Origin of the sequence: Bacillus sp. ISL-39 (assembly GCF_018613295.1) — a bacterium.
GTDB lineage: Bacteria > Bacillota > Bacilli > Bacillales > Cytobacillaceae > Mesobacillus.
Window position 1 is genome coordinate 142,333 of the sequence record NZ_JAGGQM010000007.1, and the last position, 16,181, is coordinate 158,513.

Here is a 16,181-nt window from a genome sequence, read left to right on the forward strand (position 1 = left end):
AAAACAAACCCATCAAAATTGAATGGGTTTGTTTTTTTTGAAAAAATTCAACCTGCCAATTTATGTTTGTCCAGTTCCTTGTCCAGTTTACCTAATAAGATTAACCTGTACATGCGGAAATCTGCACGGAGTGACCAGACGGGGTGCCCGAATGTGGCTGGCTTGTTGCCTTCGATAAAGAAATGGCTGAACCATGCGAACGCGTAAGCAGTGACTGGAGCCAACAATATTAACCAGAAGTTAAACGTAATGAGAGCAGCGATCAAAAATACGAAAACGAAACTTGTACCAACAAAATGCCATCCTCTTGTTGAACGTTTACTATGCTGCGATAAATAGAAAGGCCAGAACTCTTCATAATCTTTAAACTCCATTGTCAACCTCCTAATATTATTTACTAAATATAGTTCTATGCGATGCTGAAAATTCCTCTAATTTTCAAGAATACAGATTTCTTGCGGGAAGAAAGGGTAAATTAATAAAGGCTCTTTAGGAAGGCTATTTTCGTAAAGATTGTTGTTAAAATCCTAAAGCCGATTTAAACGTAATTTAAAGCTATTTAGCAGGTCAGCATTAAGTTTGCATCCTCATTTCTCCTTATTAAGTCAACTTTGCAAAGAAACATAGTTCATTCAATCCTATTTTTGTGTTCAATAGCAACAAAGTTTGAGAAAAGAGCCTTTCGGAAACGTTGTTCTTTCCCTGCCAAATAGATTTTTACGGTTATTCAGAGCCCTATTCAATGCACGAGGGAAAAAATCCGAGACAATAATTGGCTTTTAAAATATTGGAGGTGCACCATGGCTTCAAAAGGCGATCTAGTCCAATCCATTAAAAATCATGCAGTAAGATTTGATACATATGATGACCTCGACGCAATTGTAGAAGCTGCTGCAGAAAAACAGTATGTGATGCTGGGAGAGGCTTCTCACGGAACGTCCGAATTCTATACCATCAGGGCAGAAATCAGTAAAAGATTGATTGCAGACCATGGGTTTTCTTTTATTGCTGTAGAAGGTGACTGGCCATCGTGTTTCACTGTGAATCAATATATTAAAGGGTTTAGTGACACCGACTCTCATACAGCACTTAAAGATTTCGGCCGCTGGCCCTCATGGATGTGGGCAAATGAAGAAATACTTGAACTTGTAAGATGGTTAAAGAACTATAATGAGTCAGCAGAAAAACCAGTTGGTTTCTACGGTCTGGATGTTTACAGTCTGTGGGAGTCAATGGAAGAAATCATCCGGCAGCTTGAAAAAATTTCGCCAGGTGATGTCGAGTCGGCGAAACAAGCTTTTTCCTGCTTCGAACCCTTTGATCGACGGGGGAAGAATTATGCAATTTCATCAGCATATTATGGGGAAAATTGTACAGAGGAAGTTATAAAGGTTCTGATTGACCTTCAGAAAAAGCGGAAGAGTTACCCTAAAGAGCAGGAGGGTGACTTGAATTTGGAGGTTAACAGCCTTGTCATGCTAGACGCTGAACGTTACTACCGGGCAATGGCCAAAGGCGGTGCAGAGGATTGGAACATCCGTGATACCCACATGGTGAGCGCTCTTGAAAAAGTCGTGCATGCCCATGGAGAAGGTGCCAAAGCAATCATATGGGAGCATAATACCCATATTGGAGATGCAAGGGCAACAGGTATGGCGGATGAAGGCATGATAAATGTTGGACAAATTCTAAGGGAAAAATATGGCCAGGATGTTTACGCAATTGGTTTTGGCACACACCATGGCACAGTGATTGCTTCTGACCAGTGGGGTGGTTCTGTCGATGTAATGGACGTTCCGGAGGCCCAGAATGGAAGCTGGGAGGATGCTTTGCACCAGGCAGGGGCATTCGATAAATATATCTTATTCAGCCAGGAAAACGAAAGGGATTTTGATCGTGTGTTGGGTCATCGGGCAATAGGAGTTGTCTATGATCCAAAACTCGAACATTTAGGGAACTATGTTCCATCTTATATTGCCAGAAGATATGATGCCTTTATTTTTATCGATGAAACCAGAGCCTTATCACCAATATTCTTATGAACCTAAAAACGTCCCTTAAAATGGGACGTTTTGTGTAAGCTTTACGGCTTCAGGACCACTTTAATGCAGCCGTCCGTCCTGGTGTCAAAAATTTGATAGCCGTGTTTCGCTTGATCAAGAGGAAGAACATGAGTGATGACATCGCTTAGATCCATTTTCCCATTAGAAATAATATCATAAAGGTAGGACATATAAGGGATTACCGGTGCCTGGCCCATCTTGAGATCCACGTTTCTCTGGAAAATGTCGCCTAGAGGAAAAGCATTATATCTGCCTCCATAGACACCGGTGATTTGGATTGTACCAGCCTTGCGGACAGCCTGAGAGGCTATGACAAGACCGCCCATCGCACCGCCATGCAGCTTCAAGCCAGCAGCCAGGTATTCAAGCGGAGACATTTTTCCGCTCATACCCGTGCAATCAATGACAATATCAGCTCCGCCCTTGGTGATCTCCTTCAGGTATTCGCCGGTATTCTGGTGTTCCTCTATGTTAACTGTTTCAACTTTATTTGTCTTTTTTGCATGCTCTAAACGGTAGTTCAAATGATCAACAGCTATTACTCTCTTCGCTCCTTTAAACCAGGCGAATTTTTGCGCGAGCAAACCCACCGGACCGCAGCCTAAAACCACCACTGTGTCGCCTGATTTGACACCTGCATGGTCAACGCTCCACAATGCTGTTGCTGCAGCATCTGCCAAAAGTACAAGTTTTTCATCCTCAACTTCACAATCCTCGGGGATTTTAAAAGGGGTGAAATTCCCGTAAGGAACACGCATATATTCAGCCTGGCCGCCAGCGTAACCTCCCGTTGTTTCCGAGTAGCCAAAGAAACCTCCCATTTCTCCATGTGGATTGGAATTATCACACTGTGAAGTGATGTCATTTTTACAATACCAGCATTCTCCGCAGCTGACATTGAAAGGAATGATCACTCTGTCGCCTTTCTTTAGCTTGTTCACACCAGGTCCAACTTCTTCGACTACACCCATTGGTTCGTGCCCAATTACGTAGTCTGTAGGCAAATTCGGGATCATTTGATGCAAAAGGTGCAAATCAGACCCGCAAATAGCCGAAGCGGTTACTTTTATGATGATGTCATCTGAATTCTTTATTTCAGGATCTTTTACATTCTTGACCTGTATATTTTTGCTCCCTTGATACGTAACGGCTTTCATAATAGACATTCCTCCTTTATTTATCTGGTGTCGCGAACATTCCAAGCCGATCCGTGTCAATTGGGAATAGATCCATCTTTCCGATACTTACTGCCATGTCCGCAGATTTTAAATCCAATTCCACTTGCTTTCCTACATCATGGGGGTACAGCCAGCCCTTCTTCATCATCAAATCGGAAACTTCAGCGTGAAGGTCAATCGCTTGTTCCATTTGATTGTATAGGGATTTCCTAAGCTCTCCATTGGCTGTTTCAGTGATGGCAATACCGTAAGTGTGTATACCAGTTTTGATCCAGAGGAGAAAGTCCAGCGCAAATGATGCATCGGCCATCTCGGGCATGTGCTCAGCACCCTGGGGATCAAGGTAATCCATTTCCATCAGACTTCACCTTCCTTCAATGGTTTTGTTCTAGCACCTTTATAAAATACTTTCAATTCATCAATTGCTGCGATCGACTGTTGGACATCTTTTTCCATCAATGCTTTCAGGTCGTTATCAAAACAGAGACCCTGCATCAATTTTGATTTAAGGACACTGATTGTTTTAAAATTCAATATTTCGTGAGCTTCCATCGTTTCATGGAAGGCAAGTGTTTCTTTCTCCATAAATTCACCTCCAATAAGAACATATTTAATTTTCCAATTATGGAGGGTGTTTATACAGAATGTCAGAATAATGGAATGTTTTAATGGAAATATAACAGGGAGAGCTTAGAAATAGGAGAGATAGCTTATGACGAAATATTTAGGTATACATGAGACCCTTGAATTGCTGGAGGTTATGACGTTCAAAAGTGTCACATTAACAAAAGCAACAGCTATGGGCTTGCTTGTTAAGGACTTAAGGCTAAAAGAAATCTTAACCGATGAAGTGGCGGCATCAACCGCACATATCAATCGGATGAAGGAGCTTTTGACCAAGAAGGAGGAGAATCGGGCATGACGAACATCTTGCACAATCTGGCGGGCATGGCAGGGATGACAGACCAGGTAATCGCAACAGATTATTTAATATCCATTAAGTCAGGGATCCGAAACCTTTCATTCGCAATAACGGAAACTGCCACACCCGAATTAAGGGAGGCATTTCGGGAACAGCTGAGGGCGGCAGTAGAAGCTCATGAGAACATTTCAGAGTATATGGTTGAAATGGGATTTTACCACCCGCATAATCTTGGAGAACAAATCAGAGTGGATTTGGATACTGCTGATACCGCTTTGAACCTAGCGGATTAAACTGTAAAGACTGCATACGCAGTCTCTTTTTATACGGAATTTTTGTTACAAATTTCGTTTATCGTTGTCCAACTGTAGTGCTTTTAAACCCGTTAAGTTTAATCCGCTTGTTTTACAGGAATAGACTGATATATTGGAATTGCAGGTGGGACACATGGTAGATACTTTTATTAGGGACATTTCTCGCGGCGATATTATCAGACTTGCTGTATTTTTAGTGATCATTATAGTAGGAAATTGGCTAATAAAAAGGGTTGCTAAGGTTTCGGCTGCACAAGATTCGAGATTCTTCCAAAGATCTCTGCCGATAATCGATTCGCTTGCGGACTGGGTAACTTTTTATGGGATTATCATTTTACTCCTATTAACCTTCTCAGAGAATGAATGGTTATTTGAACCGCTATATACCCATGGGGAAGTAAAGGTGACAATCTTGCTGATTGTCATAGCCTTCCTGATCGTTTCGCTGGCACACAGGCTAGTTAAGCTTTTCAATAAGTATATTTTATCCTCGATCTACGATTACTACGGAGTGGATAGAGGATTGGGCTACACTTTCAACCAAATCATATACTATACTGTTATGTTTGCCGCACTGGCTGTAAGTCTGACCAGTGTCGGGATCAACCTGACTGCGATAGGAGCCGTTTTTGGAGTTCTTGGCATTGGTATTGGTTTTGGCATGAGGAATGTTGCTGGTAACTTTGTATCGGGTATCATTATTTTGTTTGAAAGACCAATCGAGGTAGGGGAAATCATTGAGATCAATGATAAGGTCGGACGGGTAGAAAATATCCGCTTAAGATCTACAATTATCCGTACTGCAAAGGAAGGGACTTTGATTGTTCCTAACCAGTATTTTATCGAACAGATCGTCAAGAACCGAACCAGCGCAAGAATGATGGCTCAGGTAAAGGTGAGTGTCGCTTTTGGAACAGATACCCATATGGTGCAGGCACTGCTTGAACAAGCGGTACACGAAATTAAGGAAAATGAGGAAGGAATCCTTGATTCTCCGGAACCTGATATCCGTTTTATTGATTTCCACAGCAAGGCAATGGAGTTCCTGATCGAAATTCCGGTCGTTAACTTTGAAATTAAAGAGAAGATCGAAAGTAAATTGAGACATATGGTAGCAGCGATTTTTGTCGATAAAAATATTCAGCTGCCAGCAATAACCTTCCAAATGAGTGATAAAACTAACCATTTCACATCAGAAGAAGCAGAATAAGAAAAAGGAGAGTTTACCAGCATGGCAAACTCTCTTTTTGATGCTGATTAAATGTTTTTAAGAGCATCAACAATATCAGTTTCTCCAGAAATTAAATCAAAAGATTTCTTGAATGTATTTTTCGCTTTTAAGCATGCCAATACGGTTTTTGCTACATCAACTCTTGGAATCGAGCCCGTTTTCAGGTTCTCAGCAACCTCAATTTTACCCGTACCTGCTTCGTTCAGTAACCCGCCAGGCCTGATGATTGTATAATTAAGGCTGCTCTGCAATAAAGCGCGATCCGCATAGTGTTTTGCTACATAATAAGGCTTAATGGCTTCAGACCAATTCTCTCTTTTGTGTGCTTGCAGGGCACTGACCATTATGAACCGGTCAATCCCAGCCTGTTCTGCAGCCTCCACCGTTTTCACAGCGCCGTCAAGATCCACTAACAGAGTTTTATCCAAACCTGTATGTCCTCCTGAACCTGCTGCGAACACAATGGCATCGCAGCCTTTTGCTGCAGATGCGATGTCTTCAACGGTACCTTCAAGGCTGGCGATTACAGTTTCAACACCTTTTTCTTCAAACTCCGGAGTTTGTTCCGGTTTTCTCAGCATCGCTCTTACATCATGTTCGCTGCTTTCTTTAAGCAGATCAACGAGTTGTTTGCCAATCTGTCCATTTGCACCTACGACAAGTACTTTCATCAGATAACCTCCTTGAAAATTCTTAGGTCATACAAAATAAAACTCTGGTTCACATTAAGGTTTGTATAACGCACATGTATATAATCTACCCTTTATTTACTATTGTAAAAGGTATGAATTGAACTATTAAATCCAATTAGGTATGGATTATATGAAATGGGGAAAATAAAGAGAAACTTTTTATTCTTATTGGAGGGGACAGGATGGAGAATTACAGTGGACTAATAGAGAAACAAAGACAGTTTTTTTTCAGTGGAAAAACAAAGGAAATTCCATTCAGGCTTGAGGCTCTGAGATTATTAAGAAGCTTGATCAAATCCCATGAACAGGAACTGATGGATGCCTTAAAGGCGGACTTGAATAAGACTGAGTTTGATTCATACCTAACCGAAATTGGAATAGTACTTGAGGAGTTGCGGTTTACCATAAAGCATGTCCGCAAATGGGCAAAGCCAAGAAAAGTAAAATCTACTCTGACTTTGTTAGGGTCTAAAAGCTATATATATCCCGAACCGTATGGAGTAGCTCTTGTCATTGCTCCATGGAACTATCCTTTCCAACTGGCGGTAGCCCCTTTAATTGGAGCTATCGCTGCCGGAAACTGTGCCATCTTAAAGCCTTCAGAGCTTACTCCCCGTACCTCCGGGGTCCTCGCGAAGCTCATTCATGATAATTTTCCTGAGGAATATCTGGCTGTTGTTGAAGGCGGAGTGGAAACCAGCCAGGGACTTTTAAGAGAGAAACTGGATTATATCTTCTTTACAGGAAGTGTTCCGGTGGGAAAGATCATAATGGAAGCGGCAGCTAAGAAACTTACTCCCGTTACCCTTGAATTAGGAGGTAAAAGTCCATGCATTGTACACCATGATGCCCATTTAAAGTTTGCAGCAAAGAGAGTTGCATGGGGCAAGTTCATGAATGCAGGACAAACCTGTGTTGCTCCGGACTATCTTTATATCCATAGAAGTGTAAAAGATGAATTTTTAAAGCTGTTAAAAGAATCAGTAGAGGAATTATACTCATTGGATGCGATTTCAAGCGGAAACTTTACGAAAATTGTAAGTGAGCGGCATTTTAACAGACTAACGGGTTTCCTCGATAATGGTGACACATTCTTTGGCGGAAGAACAAATGAAGAAAAGCTTTCAATAGAGCCTACCGTTCTAACCAATATCAACTGGGAAGATGAAGTGATGGAGGACGAAATTTTCGGTCCGATTCTGCCTGTCCTCGAATACGATGATTTGTCTGATATGATAACGAGAATCAATGCTCGGCCAAAGCCGCTTGCACTCTATATCTTCTCTGAAAGTGAACAGGTCCAGAAAATGATTCTTGAACATATATCCTTTGGCGGTGGATGCATCAATGATACCGTCTACCACTTAAGCTCACCGTACCTGCCATTTGGCGGTGTAGGTGAAAGCGGTATCGGTGCTTATCACGGGCAGGGCAGCTTCGATGTATTTTCACATGAAAAAAGCATATTGAAGCAAACCACTCGCTTCGATCTTCCATTCCGGTATCCTAATACCAAGAATGCGCTAAAGAAAGTGAAGCTGTTTATTAAATAGGCATGGTTTTGCAAATTGTAAGGAGGATGGAACACATGGGTGCAGTAGAACGCAGCGGTTATATTTTCGAACCGGAATACAGTGTGATTAACCAGGATGGAGCAATCCATGTATATCATAAAGGGGAATTCATCGAAGAGTTGAGATTTTCCTTCCAAGGCGAAGCTCCTGATCCCAGTCTTACTGAGCGACTAATCGACCAATACTGTGAAAAGCATGGAATTGACTAATGGGTTTTACTCACTGTGAATAAATAACAGCTGCTCCGAAAAAGAGCAGCTGTTTTTATTTTCAGCATATAAGAAAGAAAATTAACTTATGCAGTAACATTTTCGTCTATTTCAACCTCTTCTAAAGTTTCCCCTTCAGAGCGGGCAACATAGACGGCGCAGGCAGCATCACCGGTAATGTTCACAGCAGTTCTGCACATGTCAAGGAGACGGTCAACCCCCAGCACTAAAGCTATAGCTTCAACAGGCAAGCCTACTGAAGTTAATACCATAGACAGCATGATTAATCCCACTCCAGGGACGCCTGCTGTTCCGATACTTGCCAGTGTCGCAGTCAATATGACGGTCAATAATTGTCCCAGTCCCAGTTCGGCTCCATAAACCTGAGCAATGAAGATGGTGGCAACCCCTTGCATGATGGCTGTTCCATCCATATTGATCGTGGCTCCCAGCGGCTGCACGAAACCACTGACACTTTTGGAAACTTTGAGATTATTTTGCAGTGTTTTCATCGAAATAGGAAGGGTAGCAGCACTGCTAGAAGTACTGAATGCTACAATCATAGCTGGTGAGAATTCTTTGATGAATTTAATTGGATTCAGTTTTCCGAGCAAAGATACCGCTGACCCATAGGTGATAACAAGGTGAAGCAGCAGGACGAAAAGAACCACGAACATATATTTACCCATTGCTGCGATTGCTTCCAGTCCCTGGCTGCCGATTGCCGTTGCAATCAAACCGAAAGCGCCGTATGGAGCGAACTTCATGATTGCCTGAACTAAATACATTAGTACTTCATTGGCCTGTTCGACCAGTTTAATCAATCCAGCTGCTTTTTCACCGACTCTTGCTATACCAAAGCCAATGATAATTGAAAATGCAATCACCTGGAGCATTGAACCCTCGACCATGGCCCCAAGAGGATTGGCAGGAATAATATTCAATAATGTTTCAATAACCGGCGGTGCCTCAGCAGCTTCAAAGCTTGCGCCCTCCAATTGGAAGCTGCCTGAACCTGGTTGAACCAGAAGTGCCATTCCAATCGCCAGAACTAATGCAATTGCGGTAGTAATCAGGAAAAAAGAAATCGTCTTGCCGCCGATCCTGCCGAGCTTCTTAGGATCACTAATTCCCGCAGTTCCTAGTATAAGAGAAACGATGACAATAGGGACGACAAGCATTTTAATCAAATTGACAAAGATTTTTCCAAGAGGGACAAATACATAACTATTGACTGTTTCGAACACTTCAGGCAACGCCAAGTTAAAAATAAGACCGACAATAATACCCAATCCCATACCATAAAGGATTTTGCGCGTGAGTGACATTTCATCTCCTCCTAATAAAAAATAATAATAAATGAAAGCGCTTACTAAAATAACTGATAATTATAAATATTTTGTTACACTTAAAGTATGACTATTTTCGCTTGAAAAGACAATATGTTTTCTGAATATTTTAAAAACATATGTTGTAAATGAGAGTGAGGTATATCTATGTTATATTTTAGTTAACTTTTCTTTTGAAGGCAGTGATATAGAGTGGATGCTCAAGGTAAATGGAATCGAAAATACATGGATAGGTTAATAGACGGGAAGCCTCCGGAACCAAATAGAAGGCTGCTAAGGATGGCTGCTTATTTGAAAGGCGGGACAGCAATAGACTTTGCCTCAGGACTGGGAGGCAATAGCATTTATCTGTCAGAACTAGGCTATGACATGACTGCAGTTGATATTTCCGACGTCGCTATAAACTATGTACAAGCGGAAGCAGCCAGACGAGGGTTGAATATTACGGCTAAAGTAACTGATCTCACAAAAGAAAGATCCTTTTTAAAAGACCATAAGCATGATTTAGCGGTAATGACCTATTATCTGGACCGTTCTGTATTTCCACTACTAAAACAAGTTATCAAGGATAATGGATATTTATTCTTCGAAACGTTTTACAAACATAAAACTGCAAATAACGGGCATATTTCGAGTCAATACAAGCTGGAATCGAATGAGCTGCTGAAAGAATTAGGAGATTGGAAGATTCTCTTTTTTGAGGAAGATGAACAGGAAGGACGACAGACAATTTTTTGCCAGAAAAAGAATGAATTCCAATAGAATTTAAGGTTAACCCCTGCTGATCTATGAAAGAAGCAGAAACAGTAAGGACCTGTTTCTGCTTTAGAAAGACTAACTTTATATAGATTCTGCTATCACTTTACGTTCGAATTTTAAAGCTACAAACAGGAAGGAGAAGGCGGCAATCACCCGGAACAGTGATATCAGATTCATCGCCGCATTCATTCCAAAACCATTAAGGAGCAGGACACCCATCTGCGGGGCAATAAACCCGACGATCGAAAGCAGGAAGTTATAATTGGCAATATAATTCGTTCGGTCTGTCTCTGGAGAAGCTTTAAGGAGCTGGTTGAACAACAGCAGATTGGTTCCAGAAACAAACAAGCCAATCCACAGATTAATCATTGTCAGGTAGACGAGATTTGTTGAAAGCATCGTCAAAGCAGGAGCAGTTGCCATACCGGCTGCTGCAATAAATAAAACGAAGCTGTTTCCCCGGCGGTCTGCAGCATTCGCCCACCATTTTATAGTGATGATTTGCGCCAGCTGGTTTGTGACAGAAAACAGGCTCAGCCACAATGCAGTGGCATTTGCCTCTTTGATCTGATAAATACCGAACAGGGACCAGGCCATCTGCGCGGAAAAGCCGAACAATAAGGCAGAAATAACGAATGCTAAGAACGGCTTATGCTTATATACTGCGAGCGAAAGCTTCTTGCTTTTCTCGTCTGTAACTTTTTCATTCATAGGCCTTTCAGGTTCCTTGTGTTTAAAAAGATAATATATCTCAAACACTGCAAATAAAAATGCAGCAATGAATAATAATTGGTAAGGAAAAGCGTTATCTTTATCAAATTGCTGCAGGAATACTCCAGTACCAAATGTCACAGCCATTGCTGCTATCGTGTTGTATCGGTTACGGGAGCTAAAAAATTCCCCTCTGCGTTTTTCAGGAACCAAATCCCCAATCATTGACTGCCATGACAAACCAGATAAGGCACCAGGAAAGTTTAGCAGTGCAATCAGGATCACCAGTGCCCATGCTGCATAAGGACTTCCAAGGAAGGGAACGAATAGGATCAAGCTGAATATTAAACGGGTGAGCAACGTTGAAATTACAGCAAAATTCTTTTTGCTCTGCACTCGATTAAGCCAAATAGCTCCCGGAATCAATGCAAGCATGCCTATTATGGAAGGCAGGGAGACAATCAAGCCGATTTGCTGGTTGGTTGCTCCCAGAACTCCAATTGCAAACAAAGGGATATAACCGTTAACCATGTTAGTAGCTGCAGTTGAAGCAAGCCCGCTATAGATGCTCAACTTCTCATTTTCATTAAATTTCAATCCTTATTTTTCTCCTCTCAAATAAATCGCACGAATTGGATTGTACGATTTTGCTTCTCGATTGGCAATAGAAGCAGATAAAAACGGTACATTAAGCATACCTTCTCAATAAAGAACAGAGAGTTTCCTGCCCTATCTTTTCTAAAAGGATTCGCCGATCGTTTTACTCGTACCACAAAAAAAGAATGCCTTCGAAAGCATTCTTTTTCACTTTAGAAAAATCTTTTCAGAACTGCGTCTAAATTCTCGATCCGTCTTGAATAGCTTGAAAGCTGTATGTGGAACTCTTTCAAGTCCTTTTCACTTGTTAGGAAGCTCAATACAGCCTCTTCAATACCAGCAATAGGGGCTTTCATAGCGAGTTTCTCCTCAAGCAGGAACTTTTCGTTTTGCTCCTCGGGACCTGGAAGTGATTCAAGCAAGAACAAAGGAATTTCTTTGCGGAGGCATTCACTGACAGTAATACCCCCAGGCTTGGTTAAGGCTGCATCAATCCGGTCGTATAATTCATTCATTTCCTCTCTATCTGCAATATAAGAGACCGGGATGATGCGCGGATTTTGAAGCTTTTCTATTTTCCAGAACAGCTTATTATTTTTTCCACATAACACATAATAATTTAATTCAGGAGCATGTCCCAGCTGTTTAACAATATTTCCAATTTGCCCTACGCCCAAATTCCCCCCAGCCACTAACACGTTAAAAAGTTTTTTGTTTTTATTTTCCGTTATTTTCTTTTTATCTGTGATTTTCGGATGAACAGGGATTCCTGTAACAACAATCTTACTTTGAGGGACTCCGTTTCGTTCAAGAAATTGCTTAATTGTGTTACTGCCAGCAAAATGCAAATCAATATTCCTTAGTCCCCAAACGGAGTTGATAAAGAAATCCGTATAAGCGTTAATCACTGGTATAGGAAAATGATGCTGCTGCTTCAATACATTTAAAAGATATGAAGGGAGGCAATGTGTGCAGATAATAAGATCGGGATCTTCCGCATTGATAAGCCTCTTCATACTTCCCAAGAACATAAATTCGTATAATAAATACCGTTTCTCTTCCTCATAGTTTTTACATGCATTTTGGCGGTACAGCCAGCTATAAAACGAAGGACTTAGTTTCAATGCCTTTAAATAAATATTGGTAGAAATGCTTTCCGCTATACGGGAGGTATAATGGAAAATGTCTATTTTCCTGACCTCTATTGTCCGATCTATTTCTTTGAAACAGTAACTTAATGTATCAGCTGCCTGGTGATGTCCCGAAGGCATTTGTAAAAACGGCAATATAAGAATTTTTGTCATCTATTCTCAAAACCCTTTTTTTCATACTATTCGCTTCCATCTCCAAATCCATTCCAGAATGTTTAATCCTTTCATTACCATTTCTAAAAAATAGGCAATTTAACCAACCTATAATTGAACGAATGGAAAGGAGCTAGGATAGAAATGGTAAGATCAATTTTTATATCTATGTGGAGCTGGATAGATCCTTTATACTTCTGGTTTACCCGGCTGCAATATATATGTCCTGAAAGTAAAGATAAAGGCATGTTCAGGGTTCGTCTAACGCGATACAAAGGAAAAGAAGTTATTTTGTCAGATGGAATAAAAATTCGCAAAAATGATCTTCTGCTTAAAATCCATTTACATAATGTCAGGATTTTTAAAGATGTTGCCAGGATAAAAAATGACGTTTCTAGGGGAAGATTTGTTTTTCGAGGTGTGATGGAATCTATGCCGCTTTTGAGTGATTACATCCTTAATCATCCGGAAAATTCAAACATAAAAGGAATTATAGGTATTACCCTTATCAATAAAGGTTTTAAGCCACTCGGCTTTGAGTGTATTCAGCCGGATAGCAAAATTTATGCAAGGTTTAAACAATTAATGCAAACTCCAATCTGGCTGCTTTCGAATTCACATCCGCTTTCTGGCAAAAAAGGAATACAATGTCCGGTATACTTAATGATGTCAAAAGAAAAGCTGTTAGAAAAATATAAAAGATAGTATTTCCTTCAACTCCCTCTAGCCCTTTCTCCTCATCCTTACTATACTGGATAGGAGGGAGGGGAGACTATGGTCCTGTTTTTGATTTTTTCAGCTTTAATTGGAGTGGTATTTTTCTTCGCAAACAGAAACACCAAGAAGGTTGAAATTAATACGATTTCTGTATCCAGACCTAATATCGAAGTTTCATCAAACAACTTGAAAATTCTCCACCTATCTGACCTGCATCTTGAAAATATCTCTGTAAATCCAAATGAGTTATATAATATAGTTTCGGGACAGCCTGTGGATCTTATTGCCCTTACGGGAGATTTTCTCGACCGTAAAAGGAGCATTCCAAAGCTTAGAGGTTATCTAGAAGTATTAAATAAGCTGAATCCCAAGTATGGTATTTATGCAGTATTCGGCAACCACGATTATGTTTTAAAGGGAAAGAACTTTGAAGCTTTGAAAAGGACACTTGAGGATAATGGGTGCCAGACACTACAAAATGAGCACATTACCATTAAAGTAAATGGGGAGAATTTGAATATCATAGGTATTGATAATTACAGTACTCATCATAGTGATGTTCATAAGGCATATCTCAATGTGCCTGAAGGATACAACCTGGTTTTGACGCATGATCCTAATGTCGTACTTGAGATGGAAGAAATCCACTTTGATTATTTATTATCCGGCCATTTCCATGGCGGTCAAATCCATTGGCCTAAACCATACCATCTGATCAAAATGGGCAAGCTAGTCCGTATGAAAATGGTCAAAGGCCTGCATTACCATGGAGGGAAGCCGTTTTATATCAGTGAAGGGCTTGGCCAAACAGGGGTCAACATCCGTATTGGAAGCCGTCCAGAAATAACTTTCCATGAATTATCGTAAAAGATGAAAGCTTGCCATCCATACTATGGCAAGCTTTTTTCTGTTTCGTTTCCTCAGCTAAAAGCTAACTAGGATCAACTTCGTCAAGGGAAAGTGAATATACATTAGTAAACTCTCCTTTTTCTTTCTCCTCTTTTGAAGCGTCCATATCCAGTTCCTCTTGATCATCCATTCCGGGAGCAATGGTCGGTTCTTTCATATTTTCTTGTTTCTTTTTCACGAATTCGTTACCTCCATCAATAAGATCATGCCAATATAGTTTGTGTGAAATAAAGAGATATTATTAGCCAATCGGTAAATACTGAAAATCACTGAATGAATGGACCCAAGGGTTTCATATAATATGATTATGACCAAACGGGAGAGGGATGCATATGTATAATATTCTTTTGTTTACCGATTCAGGTGTCGATGACTCACTTGCACTGATGTACGCACTTTTACGCCCAGAATTAAATGTTGTTGGTGTTGTAACCGGATATGGAAATATCACGAAAGAACAGGCAATAAACAACACAGCCTATTTATTGCAGCTGGGGGGAAGAGAGGATATACCGATCATCGCAGGTGCCTCTGGTCCTTTATCAGGGGAGATAGCCACTTTTTATCCTGAAATTCATGGTCCAGAGGGGCTTGGTCCCATCAGGCCGCCCGAGGACCTTGGGGAAGTTAAGGTATATGATATTAATAAAATTCTTGATATTGTGAATCAGTACTCCGATAATCTAGTAATCGTTGGTGTTGGAAGGCAGACCGAACTGGCCATACCCTTCATACTTTATGGCACGGAAGCTTTTAAAACGGTCAATGCCGTGTATATCATGGGAGGAGCTTTCCTCGTTCCAGGTAACGTCACAGCGGAAGCCGAGGCAAACTTTTATGCTGATCCAATCGCTGCAAATCAAGTGCTGGAAAAGGCAAGGAATGTATTCTTGCATCCGCTGAACATTACCAATAAAGCAATCATTCCTCCTGCAGTGATCGATTATCTTGCTCAAAACAGCCAGTCTCCTTTTAAGGATCTGATCAAACCTGTTTATGATTATTACTTTGAAGCTTATAAAAAGAATGTTCCTGGCATTACCGGGGCACCACTTCATGATGTCATCACATTAAGCGCTCTTGTTAACAAGAACCTGGTAAAATATTTGCCAAGGCGGGTCACTATTGAACTGTTTGGACGGGCAAGGGGTAAAAGCATTGCTGATTTTAGGCCGAAACCTGAGCCGGAGCCGGAAGAGAATTTAGATTGGATCGGCATGGAAGCCGATATCCCTGCCTTTATAGAGGATTTCACCCTGACATTTATGGGAACGACCACAACTAAAAGCTAAAAATGAAGTCACGGCAAATCAATGTAACGAGTTCTCTTTTGGAGTGCAAAACGCGAAAATACTATTCAAATAGCAAGTTAAATCGTTTACGATTTAGCATGCTATTTTTTATTGGTATAGAACGTTTATGACCAATTTTATTTGATAATCAATACTTTAATTTGCATATCAATTAGTAAAGTGAGAATGAATATTCTCATGGTATAAGTTTATATGCAAAACGCTTGTTCATACTTCGTTAAATTTGATAAGAATGGCAAATTTCCAAATGTAAAATAGATGCACCAGGAGAAAGAAGTTCTGGTCCTTAGATAAGAAAACAGCGAAAGTAAAATAAGCGGAGGTTTTCCGGTTATATTC

The 16,181-nt window shown here is 40.7% G+C and carries 19 protein-coding genes; 10 read left to right on the top strand and 9 right to left on the bottom strand.

Annotated features, from left to right (window positions below; all coding sequences use genetic code 11):
• Positions 1-47: 47 nt before the first annotated feature.
• A complete protein-coding gene (locus J7E37_RS08635) occupies positions 48-374 on the bottom strand; it encodes an Mpo1-like protein (protein WP_214778994.1) in 327 nt (108 codons plus the stop codon).
• Positions 375-800: 426 nt separating this feature from the next.
• Here J7E37_RS08635 and J7E37_RS08640 point away from each other — a divergent pair, with 426 nt between their 5' ends.
• On the top strand, positions 801-2,042 hold the full coding sequence (locus J7E37_RS08640; RefSeq protein WP_215023566.1) for an erythromycin esterase family protein: 1,242 nt from the start codon (positions 801-803) through the stop codon (positions 2,040-2,042).
• A 41-nt stretch (positions 2,043-2,083) separates the two neighbouring features.
• Here the strand turns inward: J7E37_RS08640 and J7E37_RS08645 are convergent, their stop codons facing one another.
• Genes J7E37_RS08645 through J7E37_RS08655 form a run of 3 tightly spaced genes read right to left on the bottom strand, consistent with a single transcriptional unit; the run spans position 2,084 to position 3,826 of the window.
• Positions 2,084-3,220, bottom strand: coding sequence for a zinc-dependent alcohol dehydrogenase (locus tag J7E37_RS08645; RefSeq protein WP_215023568.1), 1,137 nt, complete (start codon positions 3,218-3,220; stop codon positions 2,084-2,086).
• 16 nt (positions 3,221-3,236) lie between these two features.
• Positions 3,237-3,599 (bottom strand): spore coat protein, encoded by a 363-nt coding sequence (locus tag J7E37_RS08650; RefSeq protein WP_215023570.1) that lies wholly within the window; start codon positions 3,597-3,599, stop codon positions 3,237-3,239.
• Positions 3,599-3,826: a spore coat protein gene (locus J7E37_RS08655; RefSeq protein ID WP_214779002.1), complete on the bottom strand. Its 228-nt coding sequence runs from the start codon at positions 3,824-3,826 to the stop codon at positions 3,599-3,601. Before J7E37_RS08655 ends, J7E37_RS08650 begins: the two co-directional genes overlap by 1 nt.
• Before the next feature lie 127 nt (positions 3,827-3,953).
• Here J7E37_RS08655 and J7E37_RS08660 point away from each other — a divergent pair, with 127 nt between their 5' ends.
• From J7E37_RS08660 to J7E37_RS08670, 3 genes are all read left to right on the top strand, one after another.
• A complete protein-coding gene (locus J7E37_RS08660; RefSeq protein ID WP_192472069.1) occupies positions 3,954-4,163 on the top strand; it encodes a hypothetical protein in 210 nt (69 codons plus the stop codon).
• On the top strand, positions 4,160-4,456 hold the full coding sequence (locus tag J7E37_RS08665; RefSeq protein ID WP_215023571.1) for a spore coat protein: 297 nt from the start codon (positions 4,160-4,162) through the stop codon (positions 4,454-4,456). The genes J7E37_RS08660 and J7E37_RS08665 overlap by 4 nt, the downstream gene beginning before the upstream one ends.
• A 154-nt stretch (positions 4,457-4,610) precedes the next feature.
• Positions 4,611-5,687 carry a mechanosensitive ion channel family protein gene (locus J7E37_RS08670; RefSeq protein ID WP_214740025.1) on the top strand — a complete coding sequence of 359 codons (1,077 nt, stop codon included), beginning with the start codon at positions 4,611-4,613 and terminating at the stop codon, positions 5,685-5,687.
• A 47-nt stretch (positions 5,688-5,734) separates the two neighbouring features.
• Here J7E37_RS08670 and J7E37_RS08675 read toward each other — a convergent pair whose 3' ends face one another.
• Positions 5,735-6,379 carry an SDR family oxidoreductase gene (locus tag J7E37_RS08675; protein ID WP_214740023.1) on the bottom strand — a complete coding sequence of 215 codons (645 nt, stop codon included), beginning with the start codon at positions 6,377-6,379 and terminating at the stop codon, positions 5,735-5,737.
• A gap of 203 nt (positions 6,380-6,582) precedes the next feature.
• Between J7E37_RS08675 and J7E37_RS08680 the strand changes: the two genes are divergently transcribed.
• Complete coding sequence (locus J7E37_RS08680) at positions 6,583-7,953, top strand: aldehyde dehydrogenase (protein ID WP_215023573.1); 1,371 nt, start codon at positions 6,583-6,585, stop codon at positions 7,951-7,953.
• Positions 7,954-7,988: 35 nt separating this feature from the next.
• Entirely contained in the window at positions 7,989-8,183 is a 195-nt protein-coding gene (locus J7E37_RS08685; RefSeq protein WP_214740019.1) for a YbxH family protein, read from the top strand.
• An 86-nt stretch (positions 8,184-8,269) separates the two neighbouring features.
• On the opposite strand, the gene J7E37_RS08690 is transcribed toward J7E37_RS08685, so the two are convergent.
• The gene (locus J7E37_RS08690) at positions 8,270-9,511 is read right to left on the bottom strand and encodes a dicarboxylate/amino acid:cation symporter (RefSeq protein ID WP_214779010.1); all 1,242 of its coding nucleotides are present in this window, start codon (positions 9,509-9,511) and stop codon (positions 8,270-8,272) included.
• 246 nt (positions 9,512-9,757) lie between these two features.
• Here J7E37_RS08690 and J7E37_RS08695 point away from each other — a divergent pair, with 246 nt between their 5' ends.
• Positions 9,758-10,294: a class I SAM-dependent methyltransferase gene (locus tag J7E37_RS08695; protein WP_214779012.1), complete on the top strand. Its 537-nt coding sequence runs from the start codon at positions 9,758-9,760 to the stop codon at positions 10,292-10,294.
• Between the two features lie 78 nt (positions 10,295-10,372).
• Here the strand turns inward: J7E37_RS08695 and J7E37_RS08700 are convergent, their stop codons facing one another.
• On the bottom strand, positions 10,373-11,599 hold the full coding sequence (locus J7E37_RS08700) for an MFS transporter (RefSeq protein WP_215023577.1): 1,227 nt from the start codon (positions 11,597-11,599) through the stop codon (positions 10,373-10,375).
• Between the two features lie 212 nt (positions 11,600-11,811).
• A complete protein-coding gene (locus J7E37_RS08705) occupies positions 11,812-12,903 on the bottom strand; it encodes an MGDG synthase family glycosyltransferase (protein WP_215023578.1) in 1,092 nt (363 codons plus the stop codon).
• 144 nt (positions 12,904-13,047) lie between these two features.
• Here J7E37_RS08705 and J7E37_RS08710 point away from each other — a divergent pair, with 144 nt between their 5' ends.
• Together J7E37_RS08710 and J7E37_RS08715 are read left to right on the top strand one after the other, a co-directional pair.
• Positions 13,048-13,608, top strand: a complete 561-nt coding sequence (locus tag J7E37_RS08710) for a YkoP family protein (protein WP_214779018.1) — start codon at positions 13,048-13,050, stop codon at positions 13,606-13,608.
• A gap of 69 nt (positions 13,609-13,677) precedes the next feature.
• Positions 13,678-14,487 carry a metallophosphoesterase gene (locus J7E37_RS08715; RefSeq protein ID WP_215023580.1) on the top strand — a complete coding sequence of 270 codons (810 nt, stop codon included), beginning with the start codon at positions 13,678-13,680 and terminating at the stop codon, positions 14,485-14,487.
• A gap of 64 nt (positions 14,488-14,551) precedes the next feature.
• Here J7E37_RS08715 and J7E37_RS08720 read toward each other — a convergent pair whose 3' ends face one another.
• Positions 14,552-14,707 (bottom strand): hypothetical protein, encoded by a 156-nt coding sequence (locus J7E37_RS08720; protein WP_214779391.1) that lies wholly within the window; start codon positions 14,705-14,707, stop codon positions 14,552-14,554.
• Positions 14,708-14,861: 154 nt separating this feature from the next.
• Between J7E37_RS08720 and J7E37_RS08725 the strand changes: the two genes are divergently transcribed.
• Entirely contained in the window at positions 14,862-15,821 is a 960-nt protein-coding gene (locus J7E37_RS08725; protein WP_215023582.1) for a nucleoside hydrolase, read from the top strand.
• Positions 15,822-16,181: the final 360 nt, after the last annotated feature.